Below are 24760 nucleotides of genomic sequence, written 5' to 3'. Positions count from 1 at the left end.
GCCGCGGTCGTCACGGCCACGGGCGCGTTCGTACCGGTCGGAACGACCGGAGCGTGCATCCGGGTTGCGCACCCCGCCCGAGCGGCGGGGTTTGTGACCGCGGGCGGCGCGTTCGGCGGCGCTCCAGCGTTTCTTGGGGGTGCCGTCCGACTTGAACGACTTGGGTTTCTTCCTGGGCATGGCCACGGCAGGTCCTGTTCACGGTGCTCGTCTCGGGCCCGACGGATGATCCCGCGGGCGGCGGCGCGTCTCGTCACATACGAAAACATCCGGAACACAAGACGGCCGTTGGCGCGCTCGGCGCAAAGCTGACAGCCGGAAAATCCGGCGTCGAGGATCCCGGGGAAAGGTCAGCAGCACCCCCGGGAAGGGCCAGTCAGGCCGACTTGTCATTGTATGCCGTGAAATCTGATTTGAGCAATTCACGCCTCACTCCCGAGGCGCCAGGGACGCGGCCACACCGTCGAGGAGTACCCCCAGTTTCTTCATGAACCAGTCGAAGGGCGGCGAATCAACGGCCTCCAGTTTGGCCTGACGGATCCTCTCCCAGCCGGGCACGGGGTTGCCCTCGGACTGCTCATCCGGCGCCCACCGTCTTCTCATGTCGTCGCGTTCGGGACCAGTTTCGGCCAGCAGCCCGTCCATGTGCTCCACCCCACGACGGTTGTCCACCACCATGTCGAAGACCAGATCGCAGGTCAGCAGGGCGTTGCCGGCAGTGAAGCCGCGTTCCATCAGGAAGGAGCACAGCTCATCGACGATCTGCACCATCACGGCGGCGAAAACCCCTCGCGACACCTCGGTCGCCGAACCGGGATGGGCCTCCCAGAAGCGCCAGGCGAAGACGGCGTAGTCGGTGAGCACCTGCCGCCACGGCCCCTGCCGCGGGGGCAGTTCCACCGATTCCATGGCCAGGCCGAGCCCCAGGCGCACCAGTTCATCGCGGTCGGGCGCGTAGCGGAACAAGGTGCTCTCCCCCACCCCGAGGTGCTCCCGGACGGCGGTGAAGGTCAGGTTCGGGAACCCCACGTCGAGCACCGCCCTGGCCACCGTCTCCCGGGTGAGGCGCGGCGGACGGCCACGCCGCGCCCCACTGGCCATCAGGCCTCCTCCGTGACGGCAGTCTCCGAGTTGGGACGAAAGTTGCGGAAGGCGGGGTGCACGAGGACGAACACCGCGACGATGCCCAGGACCACGATGGAAACGATGACGGGAAGCGGCCGCCACCAGCCGTAGAAGAGGGTACTGAGCGTCGGGGCGAGAACGTAGGTGAGGCCGTTGGTGGCGCCGATCACCCCGGCGAGCCCGCCCTGTTCGTCGTGCTCGACCAGCATGGTGGGACCGGACGTGTAGCCGGGCATCGCTATGCCGATTCCCAGGCCGATCAGCAGGGCCGACACGAACATCACCCAGAGTTCCGCCTCGGGCAGCATCACCACGAACCCGACGGTGCCGACCACCGCCCCGACGCGCAGCAGCATCGGCGGCGCCCACTTGGTGACGGGCACGACGACGGCCTGGGCGATGATCATGCCGACCCCGATTGCCAGCATCACGACACCGGACAGCTGGCCGCCCTCGACCTCGTTCAGATGGAACCTGTCCATGATGATGAAGCTGGCCGTGTTCTGGATGAAACCAAGCGCGGTGAAGGTGCCGAAACCCGCCACCAGGAAGGGCAGGACCCGCTTGTCCATGGGGCTCACCCGGATCGGGCTCTCCACGAGCCGGCTGCCGGCCCCGCCGTGCAGGCACGTCAGCACGAGCAGCATGGCGATCCCGATCAGCACAGGCACGACGATGATGGGGGTCAGCAGACCGAATCCGGCCAGGGCCCCGCCCACGATCGCCCCGAGGATGCTGGCGATTCCCTGCACCGCACCGACCCCGGCCATCCCCTTGACGCGGGCCGGCCCCTCGGGCGTGAACTCGGCTATGTAGGCCTGGGCCGTGGGCGGCACGGCCGCGATCGCGGTCCCGAATCCGATTCCCCGCAACAGCACGAACAGCAGGAACAGAACGGTGCCCGTGAGCAGGCCCTGCATGCCGGCGGCGGCCAGCCCGGAGAACAGGATCATGGTCACGATGGCGAGCGCCAGGGCCGCCAGGAGCACGGGTTTGAACCCCCTCGACTGGGCTCTTCGCCCCCAGAACCCGGAGGTGAGCACCACCATGACGGCGGCGGCCGAGATGGTCACCCCCAGCTGCCACTCGGGCATGTCGAGCCTGCGGGAGAGGGGGGCGATGATGGGGCTGAGGGTCATTTGACCCACGTATACGATGAGCACGGTCCCGAGCAGCAGAGGGATCTGGGACTTCGGCGTCCCCTGTGGTTCAGCTTCGTTGGTTGTCACGAAACCAACCTACTCCATTTTGGAGGCGAACCGCCATAATTTGATTTCTCACCGTTTCCGCGCCGAGCAGGATCATGACGCCCGCGCCCGCCAGGGCGATCACAGGTCCACCTGGCAGGTGGTTCCTAACTTTTGGTCAGAGTTTGAATTGGCTTTGGTCAAGGTCTGGAGTGGTCATTGACTTCCGTTCTAGCCTGTTGCCGTTGATCCCTTATCCACCAGCAGGAGGTTGACGTGTCCCACTGGAGGATTGACGAGCAGGCCACGGGGCAGATTCTGCGGTCGACAGCGGCAGGTGCGCAGCAGTACGCCGCCAGCCGGGGTGATGCCTCGACGGCTGCGGGGTGTTTGTCGGATGCGCTGAGCAATTCGGGAATTGTTGCTGCCGCGGTTGCAGGATGGATGGATGGATGGCCGTGGCCTCCCGGGTCTGGTCGAGCTCATGGAGCGGGTCGGGGTTGCGGTGACGGCCACTGGTGAGGCGCTGGCCACCTACCACCACGGGAACCTCGCCATGGCAGACAATGCGAACGCCATGGCTTCCTTCGCACAGCACTCACCACAGTTTCCCGGAGGTAACGGAAACCCGTACGACCCGTCCCGGTTCAGGAGATGTTAGACATGAGAAACACCTGCTCACACCTTTGGGGTGTGGCGCACGGGATTCAAGGAGGTGCGGTGTGTCGTTGACCCTTCCTGTGGTGGATGAGCCCGGGCCTGTTCGTGACGGGGCCCGGAGTTTGTTGAACGTGTACATGGGGGCGGTGGATGTCACTGATGAGATCGCCTCCACATGGGCCGGATTGAGCACGGCGTATTCGACCCCCGAGGCGCCGGATGTGTTGGACGCCATGACCCAACCGAGGTTATGTGCCCGCACTCTGGCGGCTGATGCCGACGGTGCATGTGCGGCGCTGCTGGCATATGCGGACCGGCTTGACGAGTTGAAGACGTTACGGGAACAACTCGCCGCTGACATCGCCGCCCATGAAACCAAAGCTGCGGCGACTTCCCAGGACTCTGCCCAGGGTGATGCCCCAACCGCCCGGCAACATCAACAAGAGCTGTTGCACTCGGAGGCTGTTGCGTTGGAGGGGCGGGTCGCTCGGTTCATCCAGGCCCTGGAGGAAGCACAACAGGACTGCAGTAGCAAAATCCATGCCACCCAAGGCAACACCGCACATGTTGGTGGAGGTGTTGCGAGCCTGACCAGTGGGGGGCCGGTGTTGATTCCGATTGAACCCGATCCCAGGGTTTGGGAAATCGACCAGGCACGCAATGGTCGTTTCCGCTCAGGAGAAACCTCGCACGAGACAGGCACCAATGGGGAGGCATTGGGACTTGGAGAGCCCGTTGCTGGTGAGTCCGCGGCCATGCCCCGACCTGAGCCTTGAAAGTACCCAGGCGACAGCGAGGGGGAGGGGGAGGGGTCGGGACCATACGCACAGCGGGGAGCAAACCTGGGTGACTATGTAACACATGAAGCTGCAGCATCCGCTGCAGGATTGATGCAGCCCTTCTGGCCCGATGCGGCGAGAAACCTCATGCACTTTCTCGGCAACTCCGGGAGACCACTCGACATGAACACCGACGGCATGCTCAAAGACCTCCCTGAGCTGCAGAGCAAGGTTAACAGTAATCTAAAAATATATGCGGATGCAGCAATTGATAATGCTAAAACTTCGGGCTACACAGGGTCAATGACGTATCCTTTTGTCACGGACTGGCAAGATAATTACGCCGAGAAGAGTGAGAATGCGAATTGGTTTTATGCCACCGGCGGGGATCAGCGCGCCACGGCGGGCACCATCACCGTGTATCCGGACGGCAGCTACACCTACAGGTATCAGGTGCACACCGCCGACCGGTACAACTGGGACGGAGACAAACAGACGGGGATCGGACCGTTCACTGTCACCGACAAGCAACTGCAGGAGCTGCACCGCTCCGGCATCGCCCAGGAGTACGATCTTGTCGGCGAATCCACTATCAGGACCGGGCCATGACATACCTCCCGCGACGAACCATGACCGCAGCCGTCGTGGCTGTCACGCTGCTCGGCGCCTGCACGCCCATCGAACCAACCAGCCCCGCTCCTGAGGAAACCTCCATGCCAATTCAGCAAGAAGGCGCCCCCTACCCCACCGACCTCGACCACCTCGACGACATCCTCACCCTCGCTAAAACCACCCTCCCCGAAGGAGCCACCAACATCACAATCACCCCAGCCACCAAATTCGCCGAATCCTACCCCGGAGGCTGGGGATACGTCATCACATACCACGCCGACCCACAACCCATCCGAAACCACATCGACACATACACCAGCTTTGACGGAAATTTCTTGGAAAAATACCCAGATGATACCCCTTCAAATATCAAGGATATTGATTTCACCGACATTAAACACCCTGTTGTCATCGGGTTTGGCAAAGTGAAGCTCGTTGTTGAACGCCCCCTCGGACGGTGCTGGATGCTCATTCGCGGTGCTCCCCGCTAATCCTCACACAAGCGCTTGGAGCGGTTCAATCAGTGTCTGCTGTCATTGCTGATCGGGAGTCACCAATCCCCAGACCACCTCGGGGAAACGCGACGCCTGCACCTCGGGCGGGTACGGCCCGGGGAAACGTGACGCGGTGAGCGCCTGGAGACTGGCGGCCATCAGCCCCGCCCGCCCGGCGGGCAGGCCAGCGGCCAGGAGGGTGCCGCAGGCCCCGGCCAGCACGTCGCCGGAACCGGCCTGCGCCGTCCACGCGGGACCGGGCAGGGCCAGTCGCACGGAGCCGTCGGGTGAGGCCACCGGCTGGACCGCCCCCTTGAGGAGCACCGTGGCGCCGAACCGCCCGGCGGCGAGGACCGCGGCGGCCACCGGGTCGGCCTCGATCTCGCCGCGCTCCACCCCGAGAAGCCGGGCCAGTTCACCCGCATGGGGGGTCAGGAGGGTTTCGGCGGGCAGGTCGGGGGGCAGTAGCCTGAGCGCGTCCGCGTCGATCACCAGCGGCACCCGTCGTTCCAGGGCCGCCCGGATGCGGGACCCGGCGTCGGCCAGGGCGCCCCAGCCCGAACCGGCGACCACGGCCTGGACCTGCCCGTCTGCGAGCACGACGCTCGGGAAACATCCCACGACGAGGTCGCGGGGGGCGGACCCGAGATAGCGCACCATCCCGGGGCCGGCCCCGAGCGCGCCTGCGATCGCGAGCAGCGCGGCCCCCGGGTACTGCCGGGAACCGGCGTCGATCCCGACCACGCCGCGCGTGTACTTGTGGCTGCCCGCACCCGGGACCGGCCACCAGGCCGCGATCTCCTCGGTCGTCACGACATCTGTCACGCCTCGCACACCACCGTCGCGCTGGCGAACCCGCCGTCGTGGGAGACGCTGAGGTGGATGCGGGTGATCCCCAGCTCCGCCACCCGCGCGGCCACCGTCCCGGTGACCATGAACGACGGCTCTCCATCCGGGGACCTGACCACCTCCGCGTCCAGCCAGCTCATGCCGCCCGGGCTGCCGAGCGCCTTGGCGAGGGCTTCCTTCGCGGCGAACCGCGCGGCCTGCGACTGCACGGGAAGCGCCCGCTCCTCACGCGTCAGGATGCGCTCGGCCACCCCGGGGCGGCGCCCCAGCATCGCCTCGAACCGCTCGATGACGCACAGGTCCGTGCCGATACCGACGATCATGACCCTGTCCTCGGGTTACTCCACCGTCACCGACTTGGCCAGGTTGCGGGGCTGGTCAACATCGTGGCCGCGGAGGGTCGCGACCTCGCAGGCGAACAGCTGCAGCGGCACGATGGCGGGCAGCGGCTGCAGCAGCGTGGAGACGCGCGGCAGCTCGATGAAGTGGTCGGCGTGGGCGCGGGCGTCGGCGTCGTTGGCCTCCGCCAGCACGATGGTGCGGGCACCCCGGGCGCGCACCTCCGCGATGTTGGAGATCACCTTGTCGCGCAGCTGGTCACGGCTGTGCGGGGGCACCACGACGAACATCGGAAGGCCCTCGCTGATCAGGGCGATCGGGCCGTGCTTCAGCTCACCGGCGGCAAACCCCTCGGCGTGGATGTAGGCCAGTTCCTTGAGCTTCAGGGCCCCCTCGAGGGCGACGGGGTAGCCGACGTGACGCCCCAGGAACAGGATCGAGGGTTCGTCCTTCAGCTCGGCCGCCAGGTTGAGGACGTTCTCCTGCGCGTCCAGGAGTTCCTGCAGCTCCTCGGGCATCCGCTCCAGTTCTTCCAGGACCCCACCGATCTCGTCGGCGTATTTCGTGCCCCGCACCTGCGCCAAGTAGAGACCGAGGAGGTAGCAGGCGATGAGCTGGGTGGTGAAGCCCTTGGTGGAGGCCACCCCGATCTCCGGCCCGGCGTGGGTGTAGATGACCGCGTCGGACTCGCGCGGGATGGTCGCGCCGTTGGTGTTGCAGATCGCGACCACCTTGGCGTGCTGCTCGCGGGCGTGGCGGATGGCCATGAGGGTGTCTGCGGTCTCCCCGGACTGGGAGATGGTCACCACCAGGGTGGTGGGGTCGATGATGGGGTCGCGGTAGCGGAACTCGCTGGCCAGTTCCACCTCGCAGGGGATGCGGGTCCAGTGCTCGATGGCGTACTTCGCCACCAGGCCCGCGTAGAAGGCGGTGCCACAGGCCACGATGACGATCTTGTTGATGCTCCTCAGCTCCTCGGGGCTGATGCGGATCTCGTCGAGGACGATCTCACCGAGCTCGTTGGTGCGCCCCAGCAGGGTGTCAGCCACCGCGCGGGGCTGCTCGAAGATCTCCTTGCGCATGAACCAGTCGTAGCCCTGCTTCTGGGCGGCGCTGAGATCCCAGTCGACGTGGAAGCTTCGGGTGTCGGCGGGGGTGCCGTCGAAGTTCGTGACGACCACGCCGTCGCGGGTCAGTTCGACGATCTGGTCCTGCCCCAGCTCCACGGCGTCGCGGGTGTGCTCGATGAAGGCGGCGACATCGGAGGCGAGGAAGTACTCGCCGTCGCCGATGCCCACCACGAGCGGGGAATTGCGGCGTGCCGCGACGATCCGGTCCGGGTCGGCGGCGTCGACCGCCACCAGCGTGAACGCACCCTCCAGGCGGGTCACGACCGCGCGCATGGCGGAGACCAGGTCGGCCCCGGCATCAACCTCACGGGACAGCAGATGAGCCGCCACCTCGGAGTCGGTCTCGGAGACGAACTCGACGTCCAGGTCCTCCCGCAGGGCCGCATGGTTCTCGATGATGCCGTTGTGCACGACGGCGATGCGCCCCGAGACGTGCGGATGGGAGTTCGCGTCGGTGGGTGCCCCGTGGGTGGCCCAGCGGGTGTGGCCGATGGCCGTTCCCGATCTCGGCAGCGGATCGGCCTCGATGGCGGCCGCCAGGTTCGCGATCTTGCCCGCTTTCTTGCGGATGTACAGCTCACCGTCGGCGACGACGGCGATGCCCGCCGAGTCGTAGCCGCGGTATTCGAGTCGACGAAGCCCGTCGATGACAATCTGCCGCCCGTCGCGGCTTCCGAGGTATCCAACGATTCCACACACGTTGGCAAACTGTACATCAGAACTGCGCGTTTCTTGACCTTCACCTTCGGCTTCATCATCAATACTATTGTCAACTCTTCAATCACCATTGGGCTTCGGGGCTTCCGCGGACCTGAAACAGGTCGGCCGCATCAGTATCGGCGCCCCGTACGGCAACGCACCCAACCTCTATGCTTCCCGCATGGACTTCTTCAATGCCTACGCCCAGGGGTTCGCCCGGGTGGCGGCCGCGACGCTGCCCGTCGCCGATTTCGATCCGGCCACCAACGCTGACCGCACCCTCGATGTGGTGCGCGAGGCGCACGACCGGGGAGTCGCCGTGGTGGCCTTCCCGGAGCTTGGGATCAGCGGCTACGCCATTGACGACCTGCTGCTGAACGATTCGCTGCTGGACGCCGTCCACGAGGCCGTGGCCCGGTTGCGTCGGGAAAGCGCGGAACTCCGGCCGCTGTTCGCCGTCGGCGCCCCCGTGGCGCTCGGCAACCGGCTCTACAACTGTGCCGTGGTGATCCAGCACGGCGAGGTGCGGGGCATCGCCCCGAAGTCCTACCTCCCCAACTACCGGGAGTTCTACGAGAAGCGCCACTTCGCCCCGGGAACGAACGACCTGCCGCCCACCGTCGACGTTACCGGCTGGGGGGAGCTGATCCCGGTGGGAAACGACCTGATCTTCGCCGCCTCCGACATCGCGGACCTCAGGGTCCACGTCGAGATCTGCGAGGACATGTGGGTTCCGGTGCCGCCCAGCCACCTCGCCGCCCTGGCCGGGGCGACGGTGCTGCTGAACGTGTCTGCCTCCCCCATCACCATCGCAAAGGCGGCCGACCGGAGAACCCTGGCAGCCGCCACGTCGAGCCGTTGCCTGGCCGCCCACGTCTACGCGGCGGCGATGCTCGGGGAATCCACCACGGACCTGTCGTGGGACGGCCAGACGATCATCCACGAACTCGGTTCCCTCCTCGCGGAGGGCGAACGTTTCCCCGACACGGCGCGACTCACGGTCGCCGACGTCGACCTGGACCGCATCCGCCAGGAGAGACTGCGACAGGGCTCCTTCGACGACAACCTCCGAGGTCTGGACGTCCCCCTGAGGCACGACGTGGTCGAGTTCACCCTCGCCCCCCCGGCGGGAGATCTCGGCCTGGAACGTCCCGTCGACCGTTTCCCGTTCGTCCCCAACGACCCCGACCGTCTGGAGCAGGACTGCTACGAGGGCTACAACATCCAGGTCTCGGGCCTGGAGCGGCGCATGCTGGCCATCGGCGGCGGTGACCCGGCCTGTGCGCCGCGCCTGTGCATCGGGGTCTCGGGAGGCCTGGACTCCACCCACGCGCTGATCGTCGCCGCCAAGGCCTGTGACCGCCTGGGACTGCCCCGCAGCCACGTGTTGGCGTGGACCATGCCCGGGTTCGCGACGACCGAACACACCCGCGGCAACGCCCAGGCCCTCTCGGAGGCCCTCGGGGTGAGCTTCGCCACCGTCGACATCCGCCCGATGGCGGAACAGATGCTGCAGGACCTCGGTCATCCGTATTCGTCGGGCGAGGAGACCTACGACATCACCTTCGAGAACGTGCAGGCGGGAATCCGCTACGACTTCCTGTTCCGGGCCGCGAACCATCACGGCGGGATCGTCGTGGGCACCGGTGACCTGTCGGAGCTGGCGCTCGGCTGGTGCACCTTCGGGGTCGGCGACCACATGAGCCACTACAACGTGAACGCCGGGGTCCCGAAGACCCTGATCCAGCACCTGATCCGCTGGGTGGTCTCCTCCGGGCAGTTCGACGACGAGGTGAACCGGGTACTGGTATCGGTGCTGGACACCGAGATCACCCCGGAGCTGATCCCCGCAAAACCGGGTGAGGTCCCGCAGTCCACCCAGGCGACGATCGGCCCCTACGAGTTGCAGGACTTCACCCTGTACCACCTGCTGCGCCACGGGCTTCGTCCCCGGAGGATCGCCTTCCTGGCCCACCACGCCTGGCATGATGTGGCCTCCGGTCGCTGGCCGGCCGGACTGCCCGAGGAGGATCGTCACTCCTACGACCTGGCGGCGATCCGCCACTGGCTGGAGGTTTTCGTGCGACGTTTCACCACGAACCAGTTCAAGCGCAGCACCCTCCCGAACGGCCCGAAGGTGGTTCCTGGTGGTTCCCTGTCGCCGCGCGGCGACTGGCGGATGCCCTCCGACGTCGGGCCGGGCATCTGGCTCGAGGAGATCGCCCGTGACGTCCCGTCGTCCTGACCCCGTGGCCTGACCAACTTCGCGACGCCCTGCTAGCATTTCTGCCGACTCGGCCCATCCCGAGGGAGTGAAGAAGTGTCCCGACCCTATGTGGTGTTGCGACGAGGCGCCTGGGCCTCGCTGGCGAACAACACCGAGATCGACCTCGACGAAGCCACTCTCGAGCGGCTGCGGGGTCTCGGCGACCCGACCTCCCCCGAGGACGTCGCCGAGATCTACCGCCCCCTGACGCAGCTGCTGCACCTCTACATCGCCAATGCGGGCCGGCTGCGCGAGAACTCGAACCGGTTCCTGAACCTGAAGGTGCGCCGCACGCCGTTCGTGATCGGCGTCGCGGGTTCCGTTGCGGTCGGGAAGTCGACCACGGCCCGCCTGCTGCGGGAGCTGCTGCGGCGCGCCCCGGGGAACCCGAAGGTGGACCTGATCACCACCGACGGTTTCCTGCTGCCGTCGGCGGAGCTGGAGAAACGGGGTCTGATGGACCGCAAGGGATTCCCCGAGTCCTACGACCGCCGGGCATTGCTGCAGTTCGTGATCGACGTGAAATCCGGGGAACCCCGCGTGACGGCCCCGGTCTACAGCCACATCATCTACGACATCGTCCCGGACGAACAGACGGTGATAGAACGCCCCGACATCCTGATAGTCGAGGGCCTCAACGTGCTGCAGCCCGCCCGCGTGGACACGCACGGCCGGTCGAGCGCCACGGTGAGCGATTTCTTCGACTTCTCGGTCTACGTGGACGCCGACGAGACCGACATCAAACGCTGGTTCCTGGATCGCTTCATGGTGTTGCGCGACACCGCCTTCCGCGACCCGAAGAGCTTCTTCAAACGCTTCACCCAGCTGAGCCGCGCGGAGGCGCTGCAGTTCGGCAGCCACATCTGGAACACCATCAACGGACCGAACCTGCGCGAGAACATCGAAACCACCCGGGACCGGGCCACCGCGATTCTCCGCAAGGGCCCGGATCACCGGGTCCAGACCATAGCGATCCGGAAGGTCTGACCCTCCCGCTCAGATGGCGAGGCGTTTCTTGACGAGGGCCGCCAGCCGCTCGGCGATCTCGCGGGCCTGGGCGTCGGTCGGGGCCTCAACCATGACCCGCACCACCGGTTCGGTACCGGAGGGCCGCAGCAGGACACGCCCCGACTTGCCGAGCTCGTGGCTGGCGTCGGCAACGGCCGCGGTGATCTCGTTGTCGATCCCGGCACGGAGCTTGTCGACGCCACGGACATTGATGACCACCTGGGGAAGTTTCGTCATCACCGAGGCCAGTTCCTTCAGGGACTTACCGGTGGTGGCGACCCTCTTGGCCAGGTGCAGACCGGTCAGGACACCGTCGCCGGTGGTCGCGAACTCGTTCATGATCACGTGCCCGGACTGTTCCCCGCCGAGGGAGAAACCGTTGGCGCTCATCGACTCCAGCACGTACCGGTCACCGACCTTGGTCTGGTCGATGCGGATGTCGTGCTCGGCGAGCGCCAGCTTCAACCCGAGGTTGCTCATCACGGTGACGACGACGGTGTTGGAGGCCAGCCGGTGGTCCTCCTGCAGGGCCAGGGCGAGGATCGCGAGGATCTGGTCGCCGTCGACGAGATTGCCCTCGTGGTCCACGGCGAGGCAGCGGTCGGCGTCACCGTCGAAGGCCAGACCGAGGTCCGCCGACGACGAGAGCACCGCCTTCTGCAGGTCCTCGGGATGGGTGGAGCCACAGCCCGCGTTGATGTTGATGCCGTCCGGGGACGCATGGATGGCCGTCACCGATGCCCCGGCCGCCTCGAAGGCCGCGACGGCGGTCTCATAGGAGGCACCGTTTGCGCAGTCGAGCACGATGGTCAGGCCCGACAAGGGTTTGTCGGCCCGCAGCGACTTCACCAGGTGCGCGACGTAGGAGTCGACGGCGTGGTGCTGGTCGATGATGCGTCCCACCTTGTCCCCGACGGGCCGCTGCCACTCCTCACCCATCCGATCCTCGATGGCGTCCTCCAGGGAGTCGTCGAGCTTCACCCCGCCGCGGGCGAAGAACTTGATGCCGTTGTCGGGCATGTCGTTGTGGGATGCGGAGATCATCACACCGAGGTCGGTGCGGTACTCGCCCACCAGGTAGGCGGCCGCCGGGGTGGGAACCACCCCCACGCGCAGCACGTCGACGCCGGCGCTGGCCAGCCCGGCGCAGACCGCGGCCTCCAGGAACTCGCCGGAGGCGCGGGGGTCGCGGGCCACCAGCGCGGTCGGTTGGCGGCGCCCGAAGACCCCGGCCTCGCCGAGGATGTGGGCGGCCGCCACCGACAGGTTGAGGGCCAGTTCAGCGGTCAGTTCCTGATTCGCGACGCCGCGCACGCCGTCGGTTCCGAAGAGTCGAGCCATGCCCGCTAGCTTAGAGGCTCCCGGGGCACGAGAACTCACCGGCTGATGCGCCGACAACGGGAAACGCCCCGGCACAGAATGCCGGGGCGTTTCGTGGAGCTGACCGGGGTCAGCGCTTCGAGTACTGGGGAGCCTTGCGGGCCTTCTTGAGGCCGGCCTTCTTGCGTTCCTTGACACGGGCGTCGCGGGTCAGCATTCCGGCCTTCTTCAGGGCAGGACGACTGGCCTCGGCGTCGACCTCGTTGAGCGCCCGGGCGATGCCGAGACGCAGCGCACCGGCCTGCCCGGTGACACCGCCGCCGTCGATGCGGGCGATGACGTCATAGGAGCCCGTGACCCCGGCCGTCGCGAACGGATCGGACACCAACTGCTGGTGAACCTTGTTCGGGAAGTAGTCATCAAGGGTGCGACCGTTGATGCTCCACTGCCCGGAGCCCGGGACGATGCGCACGCGGGCGACGGCCTCCTTGCGGCGGCCGGTGGCGGCACCCGGCGCGATGATCGCGGCCCTGCTGGTCTCGCTGGCGGCGGCTCCGGGGTTGGAGTCGGAACGGTAGGCGATCTCTCGGTCCTGCTCGTCGACGAACGGCTTGATCTCGTCGGCGGTCTCCTCGACCGCGGTGGTGGTCTCAGTCATCGAACTTCCTAGGCTCACTGGGCAATCTGGGTGATCTCGAAGAGCTGCGGCTTCTGCGCGGCGTGCGGGTGCTCCGGCCCGGAATACACCTTGAGCTTGCCGATGAGCTTGCGGCTCAGCTTGTTCTTGGGCAGCATGCCCCAGACGGCACGTTCCACAGCCTTGCGGGGGTCCTTCTCCAGCAGTTCACCGATGGAGACGGCCTTGAGGCCACCGGGACGGCCGGAATGGGAGTAGCGCATGTCGTCGGTGCGCTTGTTGCCCGTGAGGGCAATCCTGGAAGCGTTGACGACGATCACGAAGTCACCACCATCGACGTGCGGCGCGTAGGTCGGCTTGTGCTTGCCGCGCAACAGCGTGGCGACCTGGGAGGCCAGACGACCGAGGACAACGTCTTCAGCATCGATCACATGCCAGTTCCGGGCGAGATCGCCAGGCTTTGGGGTGTACGTGGACACAGCAACTTCCATTCGTTATCAAACACTTGAGAGGTCGCACACGCGCAGCCGCCCGACCGCAAGGGTCGACGGCACGGCGCGCAACAGCTGCCTAGTCTATGTGCAGTAAACGGATTCGGTCAAAACCATCGCGGCCCGGGTTTTCTCCCGCGTGTTTTCTCTCGAAGGCGAGCAGGGTTTCCTTCACGTCGAGCCCGTAGGCATACCCACCGAGCCCCCCATCGCCGCGAATCACCCGGTGGCAGGGGACCACGATCGCCACCCGGTTGCGGGCACAGGCACCCGCCGCGGCACGCGCTGCGGCGGGACGCCCGGCCATGGCCGCCAGCTCGGAGTAGGAAACGGTGTGTCCCGGCGGGATCCTGCGCATCGCTTCCCGGACCACGGTGTGGAAGTCACCGCCGGGTTGGGCAACCGGGATTTCGTCCAGTGCCCGGACCTCTCCGACGGCGTAGGCACGCAACGCACGCAGAATCGGGTGATTGACGGGCACCGGGGGCAGCCCCTGGGAGGCAACGCCGTGACGGCAGCTCGTCAATTCATCGTCCTCGATGATGATCGTCCAGTCTCCTCCGGGCAGCGCGAGGATGGCTTCGTGTTTCACAGGTAGCTCTCCTTGGTCCACAGGTGCATGACGGCGCGTGAGCGCCAGGGACGCCAGGCCTCTGCTCTCGCGAGCACCTGGCGGGAGGTCGAGAGGCCGAGGGCACGTTGGAGAACCAGGTCGCCGGACGGGCAGGCGTCCGGATCGCACAGACCGCGCATGGCTATGAACTCGGTGGTCCATGCCCCGATCCCGCGGATGCCCGACAACCTGCTGCGCGTCTGGCCCCGGTCGGCCCGCGGATCGATGCGAAGACCACCCGCCAGTTCGACCGCCAGGGCGTGCAGCGTCGCCGCCTTGGAGCGGGTCAACCTCAACGACACGCGGAGCCCGTTCTCCCCCGCCTCGACCACCGCCGCGGGGTCGGGCGGTAAGCGCCACTGCTCCCCCAGCCCCGGAACGGGACGACCGTACAACGCGACGAAACGTCCCTGCACGGTGCGGGCGGCGGCGAGCGAGATCTGCTGGCCCAGCACGGTGAAGAAGGCGAACTCCGCCCCGTCGATCGCCCCGGGGACCCGCAGCCCGGGACGTTCAGCAACCAGTGGCGCCAGCTGTGGGTCACGGCTCAGCACGGTATCGGCGGTCGCGGTGTCGGCGTCCAGGGCCAGCCAGCGACGCACCGCGCCGAGGGTGGGGGCCAGGGCGCCGAAAGCAGGCAGGTCCAGCTCCGCCCTGCCCATCACGTCGGTTCGCACGAGCGCCGCACCCACCGGGATTTCCACCAGGCGCGTCAACCTACCGGACTCGAACTTCTCCACCCCGGGAACCGCGTGCGCCGCGAGCGCGGCCCGCATGGCGGTGCCCGCCCTCACCCCGGGAACGGGCAGGCGTACGGTCAGGCGAAGCCGCCCGCCCTCGCCGCGCACCGTTTCGGGATGGCGCCGCAGCTCCCCCGGGCTGGCGCCGAACTCGGCGCGCATGACGTCGTTGAACTGACGAACGCTCCCGAACCCTGCTGCAAAGGCGATGTCGCCCAGTCGCCAGTCGGTCTGATCCATGAGCACCCGGGCGGTGTGGGCCCTTCGGGTCCGGTTGACCTGGTGGACCGTCGCACCCACCTGCTCACGAAAAATCCGGCTCAGGTGGCGTACACCGACGCCGAGCCGCTCACCCAGTCCGGCGACTCCGACATCGTCCACCACGCCGTCGCGAATAGCCTGCACGGCGCGACCGACCAGATCCTCCCGGTCGCCCGGACCCGCCTCGCCGACGAGACGATCGGGACGGCATCTCCTGCACGCCCGGAATCCGGAGGCCACGGCAGCAGCAGCGCTCGCGAAGAAGCGACAGTTCTCGCGGCGGGGCAGCCGTGCGGGGCAGGACGGCCGACAGTAGATCCCCGTCGATGTCACGGCGAGGACGAAGTGGCCGTCCCAGGCGTGTTCACGGCCGGCACACGCCCTGTAACAGGAGTCCTCGTCGAGGGGCAGGGTATTCACGTCACACAGTCTGCTGGATTTCCGATCAAACTTTCTGGCGGGATCAGGACATCTCGGCAGAATTCTCAAGACCCGGCCACGATGCAGTCCGACAAGGCACTAGTGTTCTTGTATGGCCTCAAAGTCGAGTACTCACGTAGCAATCAGTTCTCCCGAGCAGATCCGCAATGTCATCCTCGTCGGTGCCAGCGGTTCGGGAAAGACCACCCTCTTCGAGCATCTCCTGCGTGCCAGGGTGGAGGGCTATCGCGGCGAGAAGGACACCCCCGAGCGAGCGGCCTCCCTCACCCTGGCCTCCATCCCCGCCAGGGACGTGCAGATCAACCTCCTGGACGCCCCCGGACATCCCGAGTACGTCGGGGAGCTGCGCGCCGGATTGCGCGCGGCCGACGCAGCGGTGTTCGTGATCCCCGCCGGCGAGGAGATCCAGCCGGCCACCATCGCGTTGTGGGAGGAATGCCAGAAAGCAGGCCTGCCCCGCATCATCGCCATCACGAAACTGGACCAGGGCCGCGCCGACTTCCTCAGCATGGTCGAGGTCTGCCGCGACGCCTTCGGCGAAGGTGTCGTCGCAGCGCTGTTGCCGATCCGCGAGGGCGACCACTCCACCGGCAACATCTCCCTGTTGAACAAACGAATCCACGACTACTCCTCAGGCACCCGCGTTTCCCGTGACGCCGACGAGGAGGAGAACGCCTACATCGACGAGCAGCGCGCCCCGTTGCTGGAGGCGATCATCACCGAACTCCAGGACGAGGACCTGATGGAGCGTTACCTCGAGGGCGAGGAGATCGCCGTCGCCGAGGTCTACGAGGTGTTGAACAAGGCGATCATCAGCGCCCGGTTCTTCCCGGTCCTACCCGCCCACACCACCAGCGACGTCGGCACCGAGGAGCTGCTGCGCTGGATCGAGAAGGGTTTCCCCGCCGCCAACACCACCACCGTCCCCGACATCGTCACCCTCGACGGCGAAACCCTGCCACGCGCCACCTGCGACCCGGACGGTCCTTTCGTGGCGCAGGTGATCCGTACCACCAGCGACCAGTACTCGGGGCGCCTGTCGCTGGTGCGGGTGTTCTCCGGGACCCTCCGCACCGACGACGCCATCCACGTCTCCGGCAGGCGCGAACTTTTCGGTGAGGCCGAGGACCCGTCCCACCCCGACCACGACGAGAGCGACAAGGCGGGTCAGCTGTCCGCGCCGATCGGCCTGGAACTGGTGGGCAAGGACAAGGCCATCGCGGGCGAGATCGTCTACGTGGCGCGCCTGTCCAAGGCCGAGACCGGGGATTCCCTGTCCGCCCCGGAACGCCCGGGCGCGATTCGGCCCTGGCGGGTTCCACAGGCGCTGCTGCCAGTCGCCATCGAGGCCGACACCCGGGGCGACGAGGACAAGCTCGGCGGTGCTCTGCAGCGACTGGCGGTCGAGGACGTCACCGTCCGTCTGGAGCGTCATCCCGAAACCGACCAGCAGTTGTTGTGGACGATGGGGCAGGCCCACAAGGAGTTGCTGCTGGCGCGGCTGAGGCAACGCCACGGCCTGAACATCCACGAGGTGCCCGTGAAGGTGCCGCTGCGGGAGACCTTCACCGCCCCCGCGAAGTCCCAGGGGCGTCACGTGAAGCAGTCGGGTGGCCACGGTCAGTACGCGGTCTGCGAGATCGAAATCACCCCCCTGGAGCGCGGGGCGGGCTACGAGTTCATCGACAAGGTGGTGGGCGGCGCCGTGCCACGCCAGTTCATCGGGTCGGTGGACAAGGGCATCCAGTCCCAGATGGCCAAGGGTACCCTGTTCGGTTTCCCGATGGTGGACATCGCCGTCACCCTCTACGACGGCAAGGCCCACTCCGTTGACTCCTCCGACATGGCCTTCCAGACCGCGGGTGCCCTGGCGCTGCGCGAGGCCGCGACGGAGCACAACATCGGTGTGCTGGAACCGGTGGACCGGGTGCGGATCACCGTCGGGGAGGCCTTCCTGGGACCGGTCCTGACCGACCTGGCAGGACGTCGCGGGCAGGTGCTCGGCAGCGACGCCGATGCCGAGCACCACGCCATCATCGACGCGCTGGTGCCGCAGCTGGAACTGATCAACTACCCCATCGACCTGCGCGGCCTTGCGCAGGGCACGGGCAGCTTCACCCGGGAGTTCCACAGCTACGAGCTGATGCCGCGGGAACTCTGGCCGAAGAAGTAGCACCGGAGAGAAAGGACGATCAACCGCCGCTGGCGCTGCCAGCGGCGGTTGATCGTTGTCGAGGGCTTCTTCAGATGGAGTGCAGCGGACGCTCCCAGGGGGCCAGGTTGCTGCGATCCACGATCTGCTTGCCGAAGGGCGAGCAGGTGACGGGGATCATCTTCAGCGACACGATCGCGTTGACGATGCCGACGATGGTCACGGCCTGGGCGATCGCGGCGACAACGTGGCCGAGCGCCAACCACCAGCCGCAGAGGACGAACCAGATGAGGTTCATGATGCCGGAGCCCATTCCGGCGTTCGGGCGCCGTACCACGGCCTTGCCGAAGGGCCAGGCGACGTAGGCGGCCATCCGGAACGCGGCGACGCCGAACGGGATGGTGATGACGAACACACAGGCGATGATCCCCGCAATCGTGTAACCGATCGCCAGCCAGATGCCGGCGAGGAGGAACCAGATCAGATTCAGCAGGGTGCGCATGGGATTCAGCATAGGTTTTCCGTGGCTGCTGGCGCCTCAGGTATCCCCCTGATGCCCTCCCCGATCCGGCTGCGACCGGTTCGAGACGAAGGTGTAGCTGTCCGGGTCGAAACCGACATCCCCGCCGAATGCGGTCTCCAGGGTGCCGTCGTGGGCCAGGTCGTGGGGGGTTCCGACGCGCATTCCGTCTTCCGTCCCGACCACCCAGAGCCGGTCGGCGTGTCTGGCCGCCACCTCCACGTCGTGGGTGCACACCACCACCGCGATCCCGCGGTCGTGTGCCAGGTCCTGCAGCAGCTCGAAGACACGGATCCTCCCGGGCGGGTCGAGGAAGGCGGTGGGTTCGTCGAGCAGCAGCAGTCGAGGTGCCTGTGCGATGGCGCGGGCGATCATCACCCGCTGTCGCTGTCCGTCGGAGAGTTCCCACAGCATCCGTTTCGTCAATTCTTGCGCCCCGACTGCCTCGAGGGCTGCGGCGACGGCCTCGCGGTCCGAGGCCCCGAGCCTCCCCGACCAGCCGGTGTGGGGGTGCCTGCCGAGAGCGACGACATCGGCGACGCTGAGGCGTCCCGGATCGACCCGGTCGGTGAGCACCACCGCGACCTGCTGGGCCACGTCGTCGCGACGCATCCGCCCGACATCCCTGCCCAGTAGTTTCACGCTCCCGGCCAGCGGCGGTTGCAACCCGCTGATGGTGCGCAGCAGGGTGGATTTCCCTGCCCCGTTGGGCCCGACCAGGCCGACGAGACGCCCCTCCTCGAGGCTGGTGTCGAGCCCTTCCAGAACCACTTTCCTGCGCCGCTGGGCACGGTACCCGACGGTGAGCCCGACCAGTTCCAGGACGTTCACAGCGCGAGCCTCCGGCGTTGCAGCAGGATCCAGATCACCACGGGCGCCCCGAAGGCGGCGTTGATGGCGTTCAACGGCAGCACCGAGTCCCCCGGCAATCCGGAGATGATGTCGGCGACCAGCGCGAGCAGCGCGCCAGTCAGGGCGGTGGCGGGGATCAGGGTGCGGTGATCCGACGTGTTGAACATGCCCCTGGCCAGGTGCGGCACCGCGATCCCGAGGAACTGGATGGGTCCGCAGAAGGCGGTCACGGTTCCCGCCAGCACCGAGGTCAGCGCTATCAACGCCATGCGCACCGCCCTGAGGTTCAGGCCCACGCTCTGCGCGTAGCGTTCCCCCAGCAGCAGCGCATTGAGGGGTTTCAGCAACGCCAGGGAGGCCACCAGTCCTGCCCCGATCACCACGCAGATGAGCGGAAGATTCGCCCAGGTCACCCCGCCGTAGCTGCCGAACCGCCACCGTGAATAGGCGGCGATCAGCTGAGGGGTGGAGAAGGACATCATGACGCTCACCCCGGCCGAGACCAGGTAGCCGATCATCACTCCGATCAGCAGCAGTGTCACGGAGGAGCGCACCGCATGCCCCAGCACCAGCACCAGCGCCATCACCGCCCCGGAGCCGATGGCGGATGCGACGACGACCGCCAGGTCACCGCCGAATCCGAGTCCCGCGGTCAGGGCCGCGGTTCCGCTGCCGCCGACCACGAGGATCACCGCCGCCACGCCGAGCGAGGAACCGGAGGAGATGCCGAGAATGAACGGGTCGGCCAGGGGATTGCGGAACAGCGTCTGCATGGCCAGTCCCGTGACCCCGAGCGCCGCTCCCGCCAGACAGGCCGTGATGGTGCGGGGCAGTCGGACGGAACCGACGATCAACTGGGCGATGGGCCGGGTGGGTTGTCCGGTCAGCACCGCCCAGACCTCCTCGAGGGTGATCTGGGCCGGGCCGAGCACCAGGCCCGCGGCCACCGCCGCGGTCAGCGCGCAAACGAGGACCGCGAACCTGAAAGGGTGCCGCATCAGGCGGGCAGTTGCTCGTAGAAGGTGTAGTCCTGATCGGCGAACAGCTCGGGATGGGCAGCCTTGGCGAGGTCGCGCAGCACCAGGTCGGGACGCACCACGCCCTGTTGCCAGTAGTCGTTCCCGCCCGCGGCGTTGACGCGTTTGGTGGGGTTGTAGACCCGCCCGTCCTGGGCCGCCTTGAGGGTCACCAGACGCGAATCGTCGGCACCGATGGCGGAGATGCTGGTCCATTTCTTCATCATGTCGGCGTTGATCCAGATGTCGGCCCGGGCACCGGCCTCCAGCATCGTCTCGACCGCCGTCGGGGTGCTGCCGTTGGATTCGTCGTCGGCGAAGACGTACGTCATGCCGGCATCTGCGAGGAAGGCCGCCAGGTAGCTGCGACCCCCGGCACGGGGCCACTCCCCGTTGTAGGGGGCGCCGGTGATGGCCGTGGGGCGATCGCTGGTCTGCTGGACCTTGTCCTTCACGGCCGTGTAGTCGGATTCGATCTGTTGGAAGACCTGGTTGGCGGTGCCCTCGGTGTTGGTGAACAACGCTGTGAACTTCAACCACTCCGCGCGACCGAGCGGGGTGTTCTCCAGCCATTCGGAGTTGCCCACCACGGGTATCTTCAGTTCCCGGATCTTGTCGTAGGCGGGGTCGGGGAATCCGCTGGAGAAGAACAGATCCGGGGTGGCGGCAGCGAGGGTTTCGACGTTGATACCTCCGGATTCATTGCCGAAACCGACGATCTTGCCCTCGGAGACGAGCTGTGTGATCGGTTCGGACCAGACCCGCGCCGGGGACTCCACGGCAACCAGGGAGTCCGTGGCCTTCAGTAGCTCGAAGGCCGGCAGCTGCGTGGTGGAGGAGGTCGCGACGCGGCGCACCGGAATGGTGATGCGTTGCGCGTCGGCGAGTTCGGAGGGCAGCTCGGGGTTGGCGCCGCACTGCACGAGGACGTAGGTTTCCGGCGAGGCCCCTTGGAGGGGTTCCTTGACCGTCACGGTCTTGTAGGAACCGTGGTATTCCACCGTGACCCCGGTGGCGTGGGAGAAGCTCGTCTTCTCGGGGAAGTAGTCGGCGTTCGCGTCGTACTGGGTGACGCAGCCGTCGCTCCCGATTCCGGCCGGGGAGCCTGAGGCATCTGCGTTCGTCTGTGACGTCTGGCCGCAGGCGGCCAGTGGCAGCAGGGCGAAGGCGGCGAGGGCTGCGAGGGTACGGGTGAGTTCCACGGTGATCACCAATCCTGGATGTCGCGTCCTTTGGGAATGGTCGTCGTCGGCAGTTCCTGACTCCCCGCCGGGGCGGGTCACAGTGGCGCGACCGTTCCGGATTCTCACCGGATTCCTGCGCAGCGAGACTATGAGAAAACTTACCGCCGAACATGTGCCGCATCGACGGCGGGTCCCGTTAACCCGGTTATCATCGCGGGGTGAAACCACCCCGCCCCCAGCGCACCGTCGTCAGTTTCGTGCGTCGCAGCACCCGGATGAACGATTCTCAGCAGGCGGCCTGGGATCGTCACCGGGACCGTTTTCTCGTCGAGGTGCCCGCCGCGGAGATGGACACGTCCATCGCCGACGACGCCCACGTCGACTGGGATGCGGTCTTCGGCAGGCGGGCCCCGCGGATCGTGGAGATCGGGTCGGGAAACGGGGATTCGCTGGTGCCCATGGCCGCGGCCCGCCCCGAGAACGACTTCATCGCCTTCGAGGTCTTCCCACCCGGCATCGCCACCACCATGGGGCGCCTGGGTCGTGAAGGGGTGGACAACGTGCGCATCGTGCCGGCCAACGGCGCACAGGGGTTGGCGGTGCTGTTCGACGACGACTCCCTGGCGGAGCTGTGGACCTTCTTCGCCGACCCGTGGCGCAAGACCCGGCACCACAAACGCCGCCTGGTCAGCACGGAGTTCGCCGACCTGGTGGCGTTGAAGCTCCGGCCCGGTGGGTTGTGGCGGCTCGCCACGGACTGGGAGGACTACGCCTTCTGGCAGAAGGAGGCGCTCGACGCCCATCCGCGGTTCGAGAATCTCCACGGGGGCTGGGCGCCGCGGTACGAGGCACGTCCGGTCACGAAGTACGAGGCCAAAGGCCTGGAGCAGGGCCGCAGGGTCCACGACCTGACCTACCGGCGGTTGCCGTGACCCGGGTGCGCATCGACCCGGCCCACGACGGCGGGGCCTTTCACGGCTGGGCCTCCCAGCCGGGGTTGCGGACGGTGCAGGGGGTGCTGGAGGAGGCGCTGGGCAGGGTGCTCCGTCTCGCCCCGGCCCCTGCGCTCACCGTCGCGGGCCGCACCGACGCCGGGGTGCACGCCCGCGGCCAGGTGTGCCACGTCGACGTCGAGGACCCGGTCCTGTCCCCCACCGACCTGCTGCGCAGGCTGCGCCGGATCTGCCCCGGCGACATCGCCATCCGCGACGTGACCGAGGCCCCCGAGGGTTTCGACGCCCGTTTCTCCGCGGTCTGGCGGCGCTACTGCTATCGCCTGATCGACTCCACGCAGGTGCCGGACCCCCTGCTGCGCAACCATGTGGTCCAGCTGCGGCACCCGCTGCATCTGGGCACCGCACAGGAAGCGACCGGACTGCTGACGGGGCTGAGGGACTTCGCCCCGTTCTGCAAGGCCCGGGAAGGAGCCACCACCATCCGCGACCTGCGGGAGTTCACCGTCACGCGGCGAGGCGACGGGGTGGTGGAGGTGCACCTGCTGGCCGACGCCTTCTGCCACTCGATGGTGCGAGCCCTGGTCGGGGCGCTGACCGTGGTCGGCGCGGGGCGCCGGAACCTGGCGTGGCTGGCGGAGGTCGCGAGCAGCGACCGCCGCTGCGGGGAGGTGCCGTTGATGCCCGCCCACGGCCTGGTGCTGGAGGAGGTCGGCTATCCACCTGTCGATCAGCTCGCCTCGCGGGCACGCGAGGCCCGCGCCCGCCGGAGCCTGGAGGAGACATGAGCCACTACTTCACCAACGACCCCTCCCCCATGGTCACCCGCGAGATCACCGCCACGGTGTTCGGACGCGAGTTCGTCTTCACCACCGCGAACGGGGTGTTCTCCGGTTCCCGGCTGGATCTGGGCACCTCGGTGCTGCTGCGCGCCGTCTCCCCACCGGAGCACGGGCGGGTTCTCGACCTGGGCTGCGGGTTCGGTCCGATAGCGGTGGGAATCGCCGCGGCCAGCCCCGGGGTGCGGGTGGATGCGGTCGATGTCAACGAACGTGCCCTCGCCCTGACACGGATGAATGCGGAGCGCGCCCGGGTGGCTGACCGGGTGCGGACCTTCTCGCCCGAGGGGGCCGTCTATGACGAGATCTGGTCCAACCCACCGATCCGCATCGGGAAGAAAGCCCTGCACGAGCTACTGCTCACCTGGCTGCCGCGGCTGCAACCCGATGGGGCGGCGTATCTGGTGGTGAGCAAGAATCTCGGTGCGGATTCCCTCGCGGGCTGGCTCACCGGGCAGGGGTGGCCCACGGAGAAGCTGGCCTCGGCGAAGGGCTTCCGGGTGCTGAAGGTCAGGCGCGGCGGCGACTCGCCCGCCTGACTTCCCCGCGTGTCCCGGACGGCTGCATAGGATGAAGAGGACCGTCGCGGCCCGTCCGCGTGTCCCGAACCGAGGAGTCTCGATGACCTACGTCCTGCCCGATCTCGACTATGACTACGGCGCGCTGGCCCCGCACATCGCCCCGGAGATCATGGAGCTGCACCACGACAAACACCACGCCGCCTACGTCGCGGGAGCGAACACGGCCCTGGAGCAGCTGGCCGAGGCCCGCGAGTCCGGCAATTTCGGCGCCATCAACAAGCTGGAGAAGGATCTGGCCTTCCACCTGGGCGGCCACATCAACCACTCCACGTTCTGGAAGAACATGTCGCCGGAGGGCGGTGGCCGCCCCGATGGTGAGCTGGCCTCGGCCATCGACGAGTACTTCGGCGGTTTCGACGGCTTCCAGAAGCAGTTCAACGCCGCCGCCAACGGCATCCAGGGTTCCGGCTGGTCCATGCTGGTCTTCGACACCCTCGGGCGGCGTCTCAACATCAATCAGCTGTACGACCAGCAGGGCAACCTCCCTGCGGGGCAGATTCCACTGCTGCAGCTCGACATGTGGGAGCACGCCTTCTACCTGCAGTACAAGAACGTGAAGGGCGACTACGTCAATGCCTGGTGGAACGTGGTCAACTGGCCCGATGTCGCCGAGCGTTTCACCAAGGCCCAAACCTTCGCGGCCTGACAAAGCAGTGCCATGGTTTCAGCCCGCGCAGGCTGAAACCACGGCACTGTGCTCCTCAGGGTCAGTCCGTGTCCTGTGACAGCGGACGCGCATGACGCGGGCCCGCAAGGGGAATCATGAGACCATGGCCTTTCTCACCGCCAGCAGATGCCCGGCGGCCTTCTTCGCGCAGGAGTCCCGATAAAAACACGATACGCGTACACCCCTCCGCGAAGAAGGCAACCACCTCGGAACCTGTGTGATGTGCCGCTGTCCGGGTGGTATCACATACAGGACTGCTACACCTTGGCGCAACAGAGGCATGTCGGAAACCCACAAAGCGCCGTAGAGGAACTCGTCATTTTTGTGACGTATTTCTTCAACGAC

25 protein-coding genes, 1 pseudogene and 1 riboswitch are annotated in these 24760 nt (G+C 67.0%); of the genes and pseudogenes, 11 read left to right on the top strand and 15 right to left on the bottom strand.

What is annotated here, in order from left to right; translation table 11 throughout:
- Positions 1–429: 429 nt before the first annotated feature.
- Entirely contained in the window at positions 430–1101 is a 672-nt protein-coding gene (locus E0E39_RS03695; protein WP_130873537.1) for a TetR/AcrR family transcriptional regulator, read from the bottom strand.
- On the bottom strand, positions 1101–2354 hold the full coding sequence (locus tag E0E39_RS03690; protein WP_130873536.1) for an MFS transporter: 1254 nt from the start codon (positions 2352–2354) through the stop codon (positions 1101–1103). Before E0E39_RS03690 ends, E0E39_RS03695 begins: the two co-directional genes overlap by 1 nt.
- Positions 2355–2760: 406 nt before the next feature.
- Between E0E39_RS03690 and E0E39_RS03685 the strand changes: the two genes are divergently transcribed.
- The 4 genes from E0E39_RS03685 (at position 2761) to E0E39_RS03670 (ending at position 4854) form a co-directional block, all read left to right on the top strand.
- A complete protein-coding gene (locus tag E0E39_RS03685; RefSeq protein WP_130873535.1) occupies positions 2761–2973 on the top strand; it encodes a DUF6507 family protein in 213 nt (70 codons plus the stop codon).
- Positions 2974–3034: 61 nt separating this feature from the next.
- A complete protein-coding gene (locus E0E39_RS03680) occupies positions 3035–3748 on the top strand; it encodes a hypothetical protein (protein WP_130873534.1) in 714 nt (237 codons plus the stop codon).
- Between the two features lie 186 nt (positions 3749–3934).
- Positions 3935–4360: a hypothetical protein gene (locus E0E39_RS03675; RefSeq protein ID WP_165444624.1), complete on the top strand. Its 426-nt coding sequence runs from the start codon at positions 3935–3937 to the stop codon at positions 4358–4360.
- 20 nt (positions 4361–4380) lie between these two features.
- Positions 4381–4854, top strand: a complete 474-nt coding sequence (locus E0E39_RS03670; RefSeq protein ID WP_245988179.1) for a hypothetical protein — start codon at positions 4381–4383, stop codon at positions 4852–4854.
- Positions 4855–4896: 42 nt separating this feature from the next.
- Here E0E39_RS03670 and E0E39_RS03665 read toward each other — a convergent pair.
- The 3 genes and pseudogenes from E0E39_RS03665 to glmS form a co-directional block, all read right to left on the bottom strand.
- Positions 4897–5658, bottom strand: a pseudogene (locus tag E0E39_RS03665) (ADP-dependent NAD(P)H-hydrate dehydratase); the annotation flags it as partial.
- A gap of 20 nt (positions 5659–5678) precedes the next feature.
- Entirely contained in the window at positions 5679–6029 is a 351-nt protein-coding gene (locus E0E39_RS03660; protein WP_130873530.1) for a holo-ACP synthase, read from the bottom strand.
- A 15-nt stretch (positions 6030–6044) separates the two neighbouring features.
- A complete protein-coding gene (gene glmS, locus E0E39_RS03655; protein ID WP_130873529.1) occupies positions 6045–7874 on the bottom strand; it encodes a glutamine--fructose-6-phosphate transaminase (isomerizing) in 1830 nt (609 codons plus the stop codon).
- Between the two features lie 181 nt (positions 7875–8055).
- Here glmS and E0E39_RS03650 point away from each other — a divergent pair, with 181 nt between their 5' ends.
- The gene (locus tag E0E39_RS03650) at positions 8056–10119 is read left to right on the top strand and encodes an NAD(+) synthase (RefSeq protein WP_130873528.1); all 2064 of its coding nucleotides are present in this window, start codon (positions 8056–8058) and stop codon (positions 10117–10119) included.
- Positions 10120–10194: 75 nt separating this feature from the next.
- Complete coding sequence (gene coaA, locus E0E39_RS03645) at positions 10195–11127, top strand: type I pantothenate kinase (RefSeq protein WP_130873527.1); 933 nt, start codon at positions 10195–10197, stop codon at positions 11125–11127.
- Positions 11128–11136: 9 nt separating this feature from the next.
- Here the strand turns inward: coaA and glmM are convergent, their stop codons facing one another.
- From glmM to E0E39_RS03620, 5 genes are all read right to left on the bottom strand, one after another.
- Entirely contained in the window at positions 11137–12489 is a 1353-nt protein-coding gene (gene glmM / locus E0E39_RS03640) for a phosphoglucosamine mutase (protein ID WP_130873526.1), read from the bottom strand.
- 109 nt (positions 12490–12598) lie between these two features.
- On the bottom strand, positions 12599–13126 hold the full coding sequence (rpsI, locus tag E0E39_RS03635) for a 30S ribosomal protein S9 (protein ID WP_130873525.1): 528 nt from the start codon (positions 13124–13126) through the stop codon (positions 12599–12601).
- A gap of 14 nt (positions 13127–13140) precedes the next feature.
- On the bottom strand, positions 13141–13584 hold the full coding sequence (gene rplM, locus E0E39_RS03630) for a 50S ribosomal protein L13 (RefSeq protein WP_130873524.1): 444 nt from the start codon (positions 13582–13584) through the stop codon (positions 13141–13143).
- Positions 13585–13675: 91 nt separating this feature from the next.
- Entirely contained in the window at positions 13676–14188 is a 513-nt protein-coding gene (locus E0E39_RS03625) for a methylated-DNA--[protein]-cysteine S-methyltransferase (protein ID WP_165444623.1), read from the bottom strand.
- The gene (locus E0E39_RS03620; RefSeq protein WP_130873522.1) at positions 14185–15630 is read right to left on the bottom strand and encodes a DNA-3-methyladenine glycosylase 2 family protein; all 1446 of its coding nucleotides are present in this window, start codon (positions 15628–15630) and stop codon (positions 14185–14187) included. The genes E0E39_RS03625 and E0E39_RS03620 overlap by 4 nt, the downstream gene beginning before the upstream one ends.
- 112 nt (positions 15631–15742) lie before the next feature.
- Between E0E39_RS03620 and E0E39_RS03615 the strand changes: the two genes are divergently transcribed.
- Entirely contained in the window at positions 15743–17824 is a 2082-nt protein-coding gene (locus tag E0E39_RS03615) for an elongation factor G-like protein EF-G2 (protein ID WP_130873521.1), read from the top strand.
- Positions 17825–17894: 70 nt separating this feature from the next.
- Here E0E39_RS03615 and E0E39_RS03610 read toward each other — a convergent pair whose 3' ends face one another.
- Genes E0E39_RS03610 through E0E39_RS03595 form a run of 4 tightly spaced genes read right to left on the bottom strand, consistent with a single transcriptional unit; the run spans position 17895 to position 21393 of the window.
- Positions 17895–18305 carry a YccF domain-containing protein gene (locus E0E39_RS03610; RefSeq protein WP_130873520.1) on the bottom strand — a complete coding sequence of 137 codons (411 nt, stop codon included), beginning with the start codon at positions 18303–18305 and terminating at the stop codon, positions 17895–17897.
- A 36-nt stretch (positions 18306–18341) separates the two neighbouring features.
- Positions 18342–19154, bottom strand: a complete 813-nt coding sequence (locus E0E39_RS03605) for an ABC transporter ATP-binding protein (RefSeq protein WP_130873519.1) — start codon at positions 19152–19154, stop codon at positions 18342–18344.
- The gene (locus E0E39_RS03600; RefSeq protein WP_130873518.1) at positions 19151–20173 is read right to left on the bottom strand and encodes an iron ABC transporter permease; all 1023 of its coding nucleotides are present in this window, start codon (positions 20171–20173) and stop codon (positions 19151–19153) included. The genes E0E39_RS03605 and E0E39_RS03600 overlap by 4 nt, the downstream gene beginning before the upstream one ends.
- Positions 20173–21393 carry an ABC transporter substrate-binding protein gene (locus tag E0E39_RS03595; RefSeq protein ID WP_207302401.1) on the bottom strand — a complete coding sequence of 407 codons (1221 nt, stop codon included), beginning with the start codon at positions 21391–21393 and terminating at the stop codon, positions 20173–20175. The genes E0E39_RS03600 and E0E39_RS03595 overlap by 1 nt, the downstream gene beginning before the upstream one ends.
- 31 nt (positions 21394–21424) lie before the next feature.
- A riboswitch (cobalamin riboswitch) is annotated at positions 21425–21556 on the bottom strand.
- A gap of 37 nt (positions 21557–21593) precedes the next feature.
- Between E0E39_RS03595 and trmB the strand changes: the two genes are divergently transcribed.
- From trmB to E0E39_RS03575, 4 genes are all read left to right on the top strand, one after another.
- The gene (gene trmB, locus E0E39_RS03590) at positions 21594–22307 is read left to right on the top strand and encodes a tRNA (guanosine(46)-N7)-methyltransferase TrmB (protein ID WP_130873516.1); all 714 of its coding nucleotides are present in this window, start codon (positions 21594–21596) and stop codon (positions 22305–22307) included.
- A complete protein-coding gene (locus tag E0E39_RS03585; protein WP_130873515.1) occupies positions 22304–23116 on the top strand; it encodes a tRNA pseudouridine synthase A in 813 nt (270 codons plus the stop codon). Before trmB ends, E0E39_RS03585 begins: the two co-directional genes overlap by 4 nt.
- Entirely contained in the window at positions 23113–23706 is a 594-nt protein-coding gene (locus tag E0E39_RS03580; RefSeq protein ID WP_130873514.1) for a class I SAM-dependent methyltransferase, read from the top strand. Before E0E39_RS03585 ends, E0E39_RS03580 begins: the two co-directional genes overlap by 4 nt.
- Positions 23707–23788: 82 nt before the next feature.
- Positions 23789–24394, top strand: a complete 606-nt coding sequence (locus E0E39_RS03575; RefSeq protein WP_130873513.1) for a superoxide dismutase — start codon at positions 23789–23791, stop codon at positions 24392–24394.
- Positions 24395–24508: 114 nt separating this feature from the next.
- On the opposite strand, the gene E0E39_RS15980 is transcribed toward E0E39_RS03575, so the two are convergent.
- The coding region (locus E0E39_RS15980) for a hypothetical protein (RefSeq protein ID WP_207302400.1) at positions 24509–24760 on the bottom strand (252 nt) is incomplete at its 5' end.

The organism is [Pseudopropionibacterium] massiliense (assembly GCF_900607225.1).
GTDB classification, from domain to species: domain Bacteria; phylum Actinomycetota; class Actinomycetes; order Propionibacteriales; family Propionibacteriaceae; genus Arachnia; species Arachnia massiliensis.
This window is presented reverse-complemented; position numbering and strand designations above follow the sequence as displayed.

Bases quoted from the DNA above. Each gene is read 5' to 3' on its own strand.
- E0E39_RS03685 (WP_130873535.1), top strand. From the start codon at position 2,761: ATGGATGGCCGTGGCCTCCCGGGTCTGGTCGAGCTCATGGAGCGGGTC.
- E0E39_RS03675 (WP_165444624.1), top strand. From the start codon at position 3,935: ATGAACACCGACGGCATGCTCAAAGACCTCCCTGAGCTGCAGAGCAAG.
- E0E39_RS03615 (WP_130873521.1), top strand. From the start codon at position 15,743: ATGGCCTCAAAGTCGAGTACTCACGTAGCAATCAGTTCTCCCGAGCAG.
- E0E39_RS03695 (WP_130873537.1), bottom strand. From the start codon at position 1,101: ATGGCCAGTGGGGCGCGGCGTGGCCGTCCGCCGCGCCTCACCCGGGAG.
- E0E39_RS03650 (WP_130873528.1), top strand. From the start codon at position 8,056: ATGGACTTCTTCAATGCCTACGCCCAGGGGTTCGCCCGGGTGGCGGCC.
- E0E39_RS03610 (WP_130873520.1), bottom strand. From the start codon at position 18,305: ATGCGCACCCTGCTGAATCTGATCTGGTTCCTCCTCGCCGGCATCTGG.
- glmM (WP_130873526.1), bottom strand. From the start codon at position 12,489: ATGGCTCGACTCTTCGGAACCGACGGCGTGCGCGGCGTCGCGAATCAG.
- E0E39_RS03600 (WP_130873518.1), bottom strand. From the start codon at position 20,173: ATGCGGCACCCTTTCAGGTTCGCGGTCCTCGTTTGCGCGCTGACCGCG.
- rpsI (WP_130873525.1), bottom strand. From the start codon at position 13,126: ATGACTGAGACCACCACCGCGGTCGAGGAGACCGCCGACGAGATCAAG.
- E0E39_RS03660 (WP_130873530.1), bottom strand. From the start codon at position 6,029: ATGATCGTCGGTATCGGCACGGACCTGTGCGTCATCGAGCGGTTCGAG.
- E0E39_RS03580 (WP_130873514.1), top strand. From the start codon at position 23,113: ATGAGCCACTACTTCACCAACGACCCCTCCCCCATGGTCACCCGCGAG.
- E0E39_RS03575 (WP_130873513.1), top strand. From the start codon at position 23,789: ATGACCTACGTCCTGCCCGATCTCGACTATGACTACGGCGCGCTGGCC.
- E0E39_RS03670 (WP_245988179.1), top strand. From the start codon at position 4,381: ATGACCGCAGCCGTCGTGGCTGTCACGCTGCTCGGCGCCTGCACGCCC.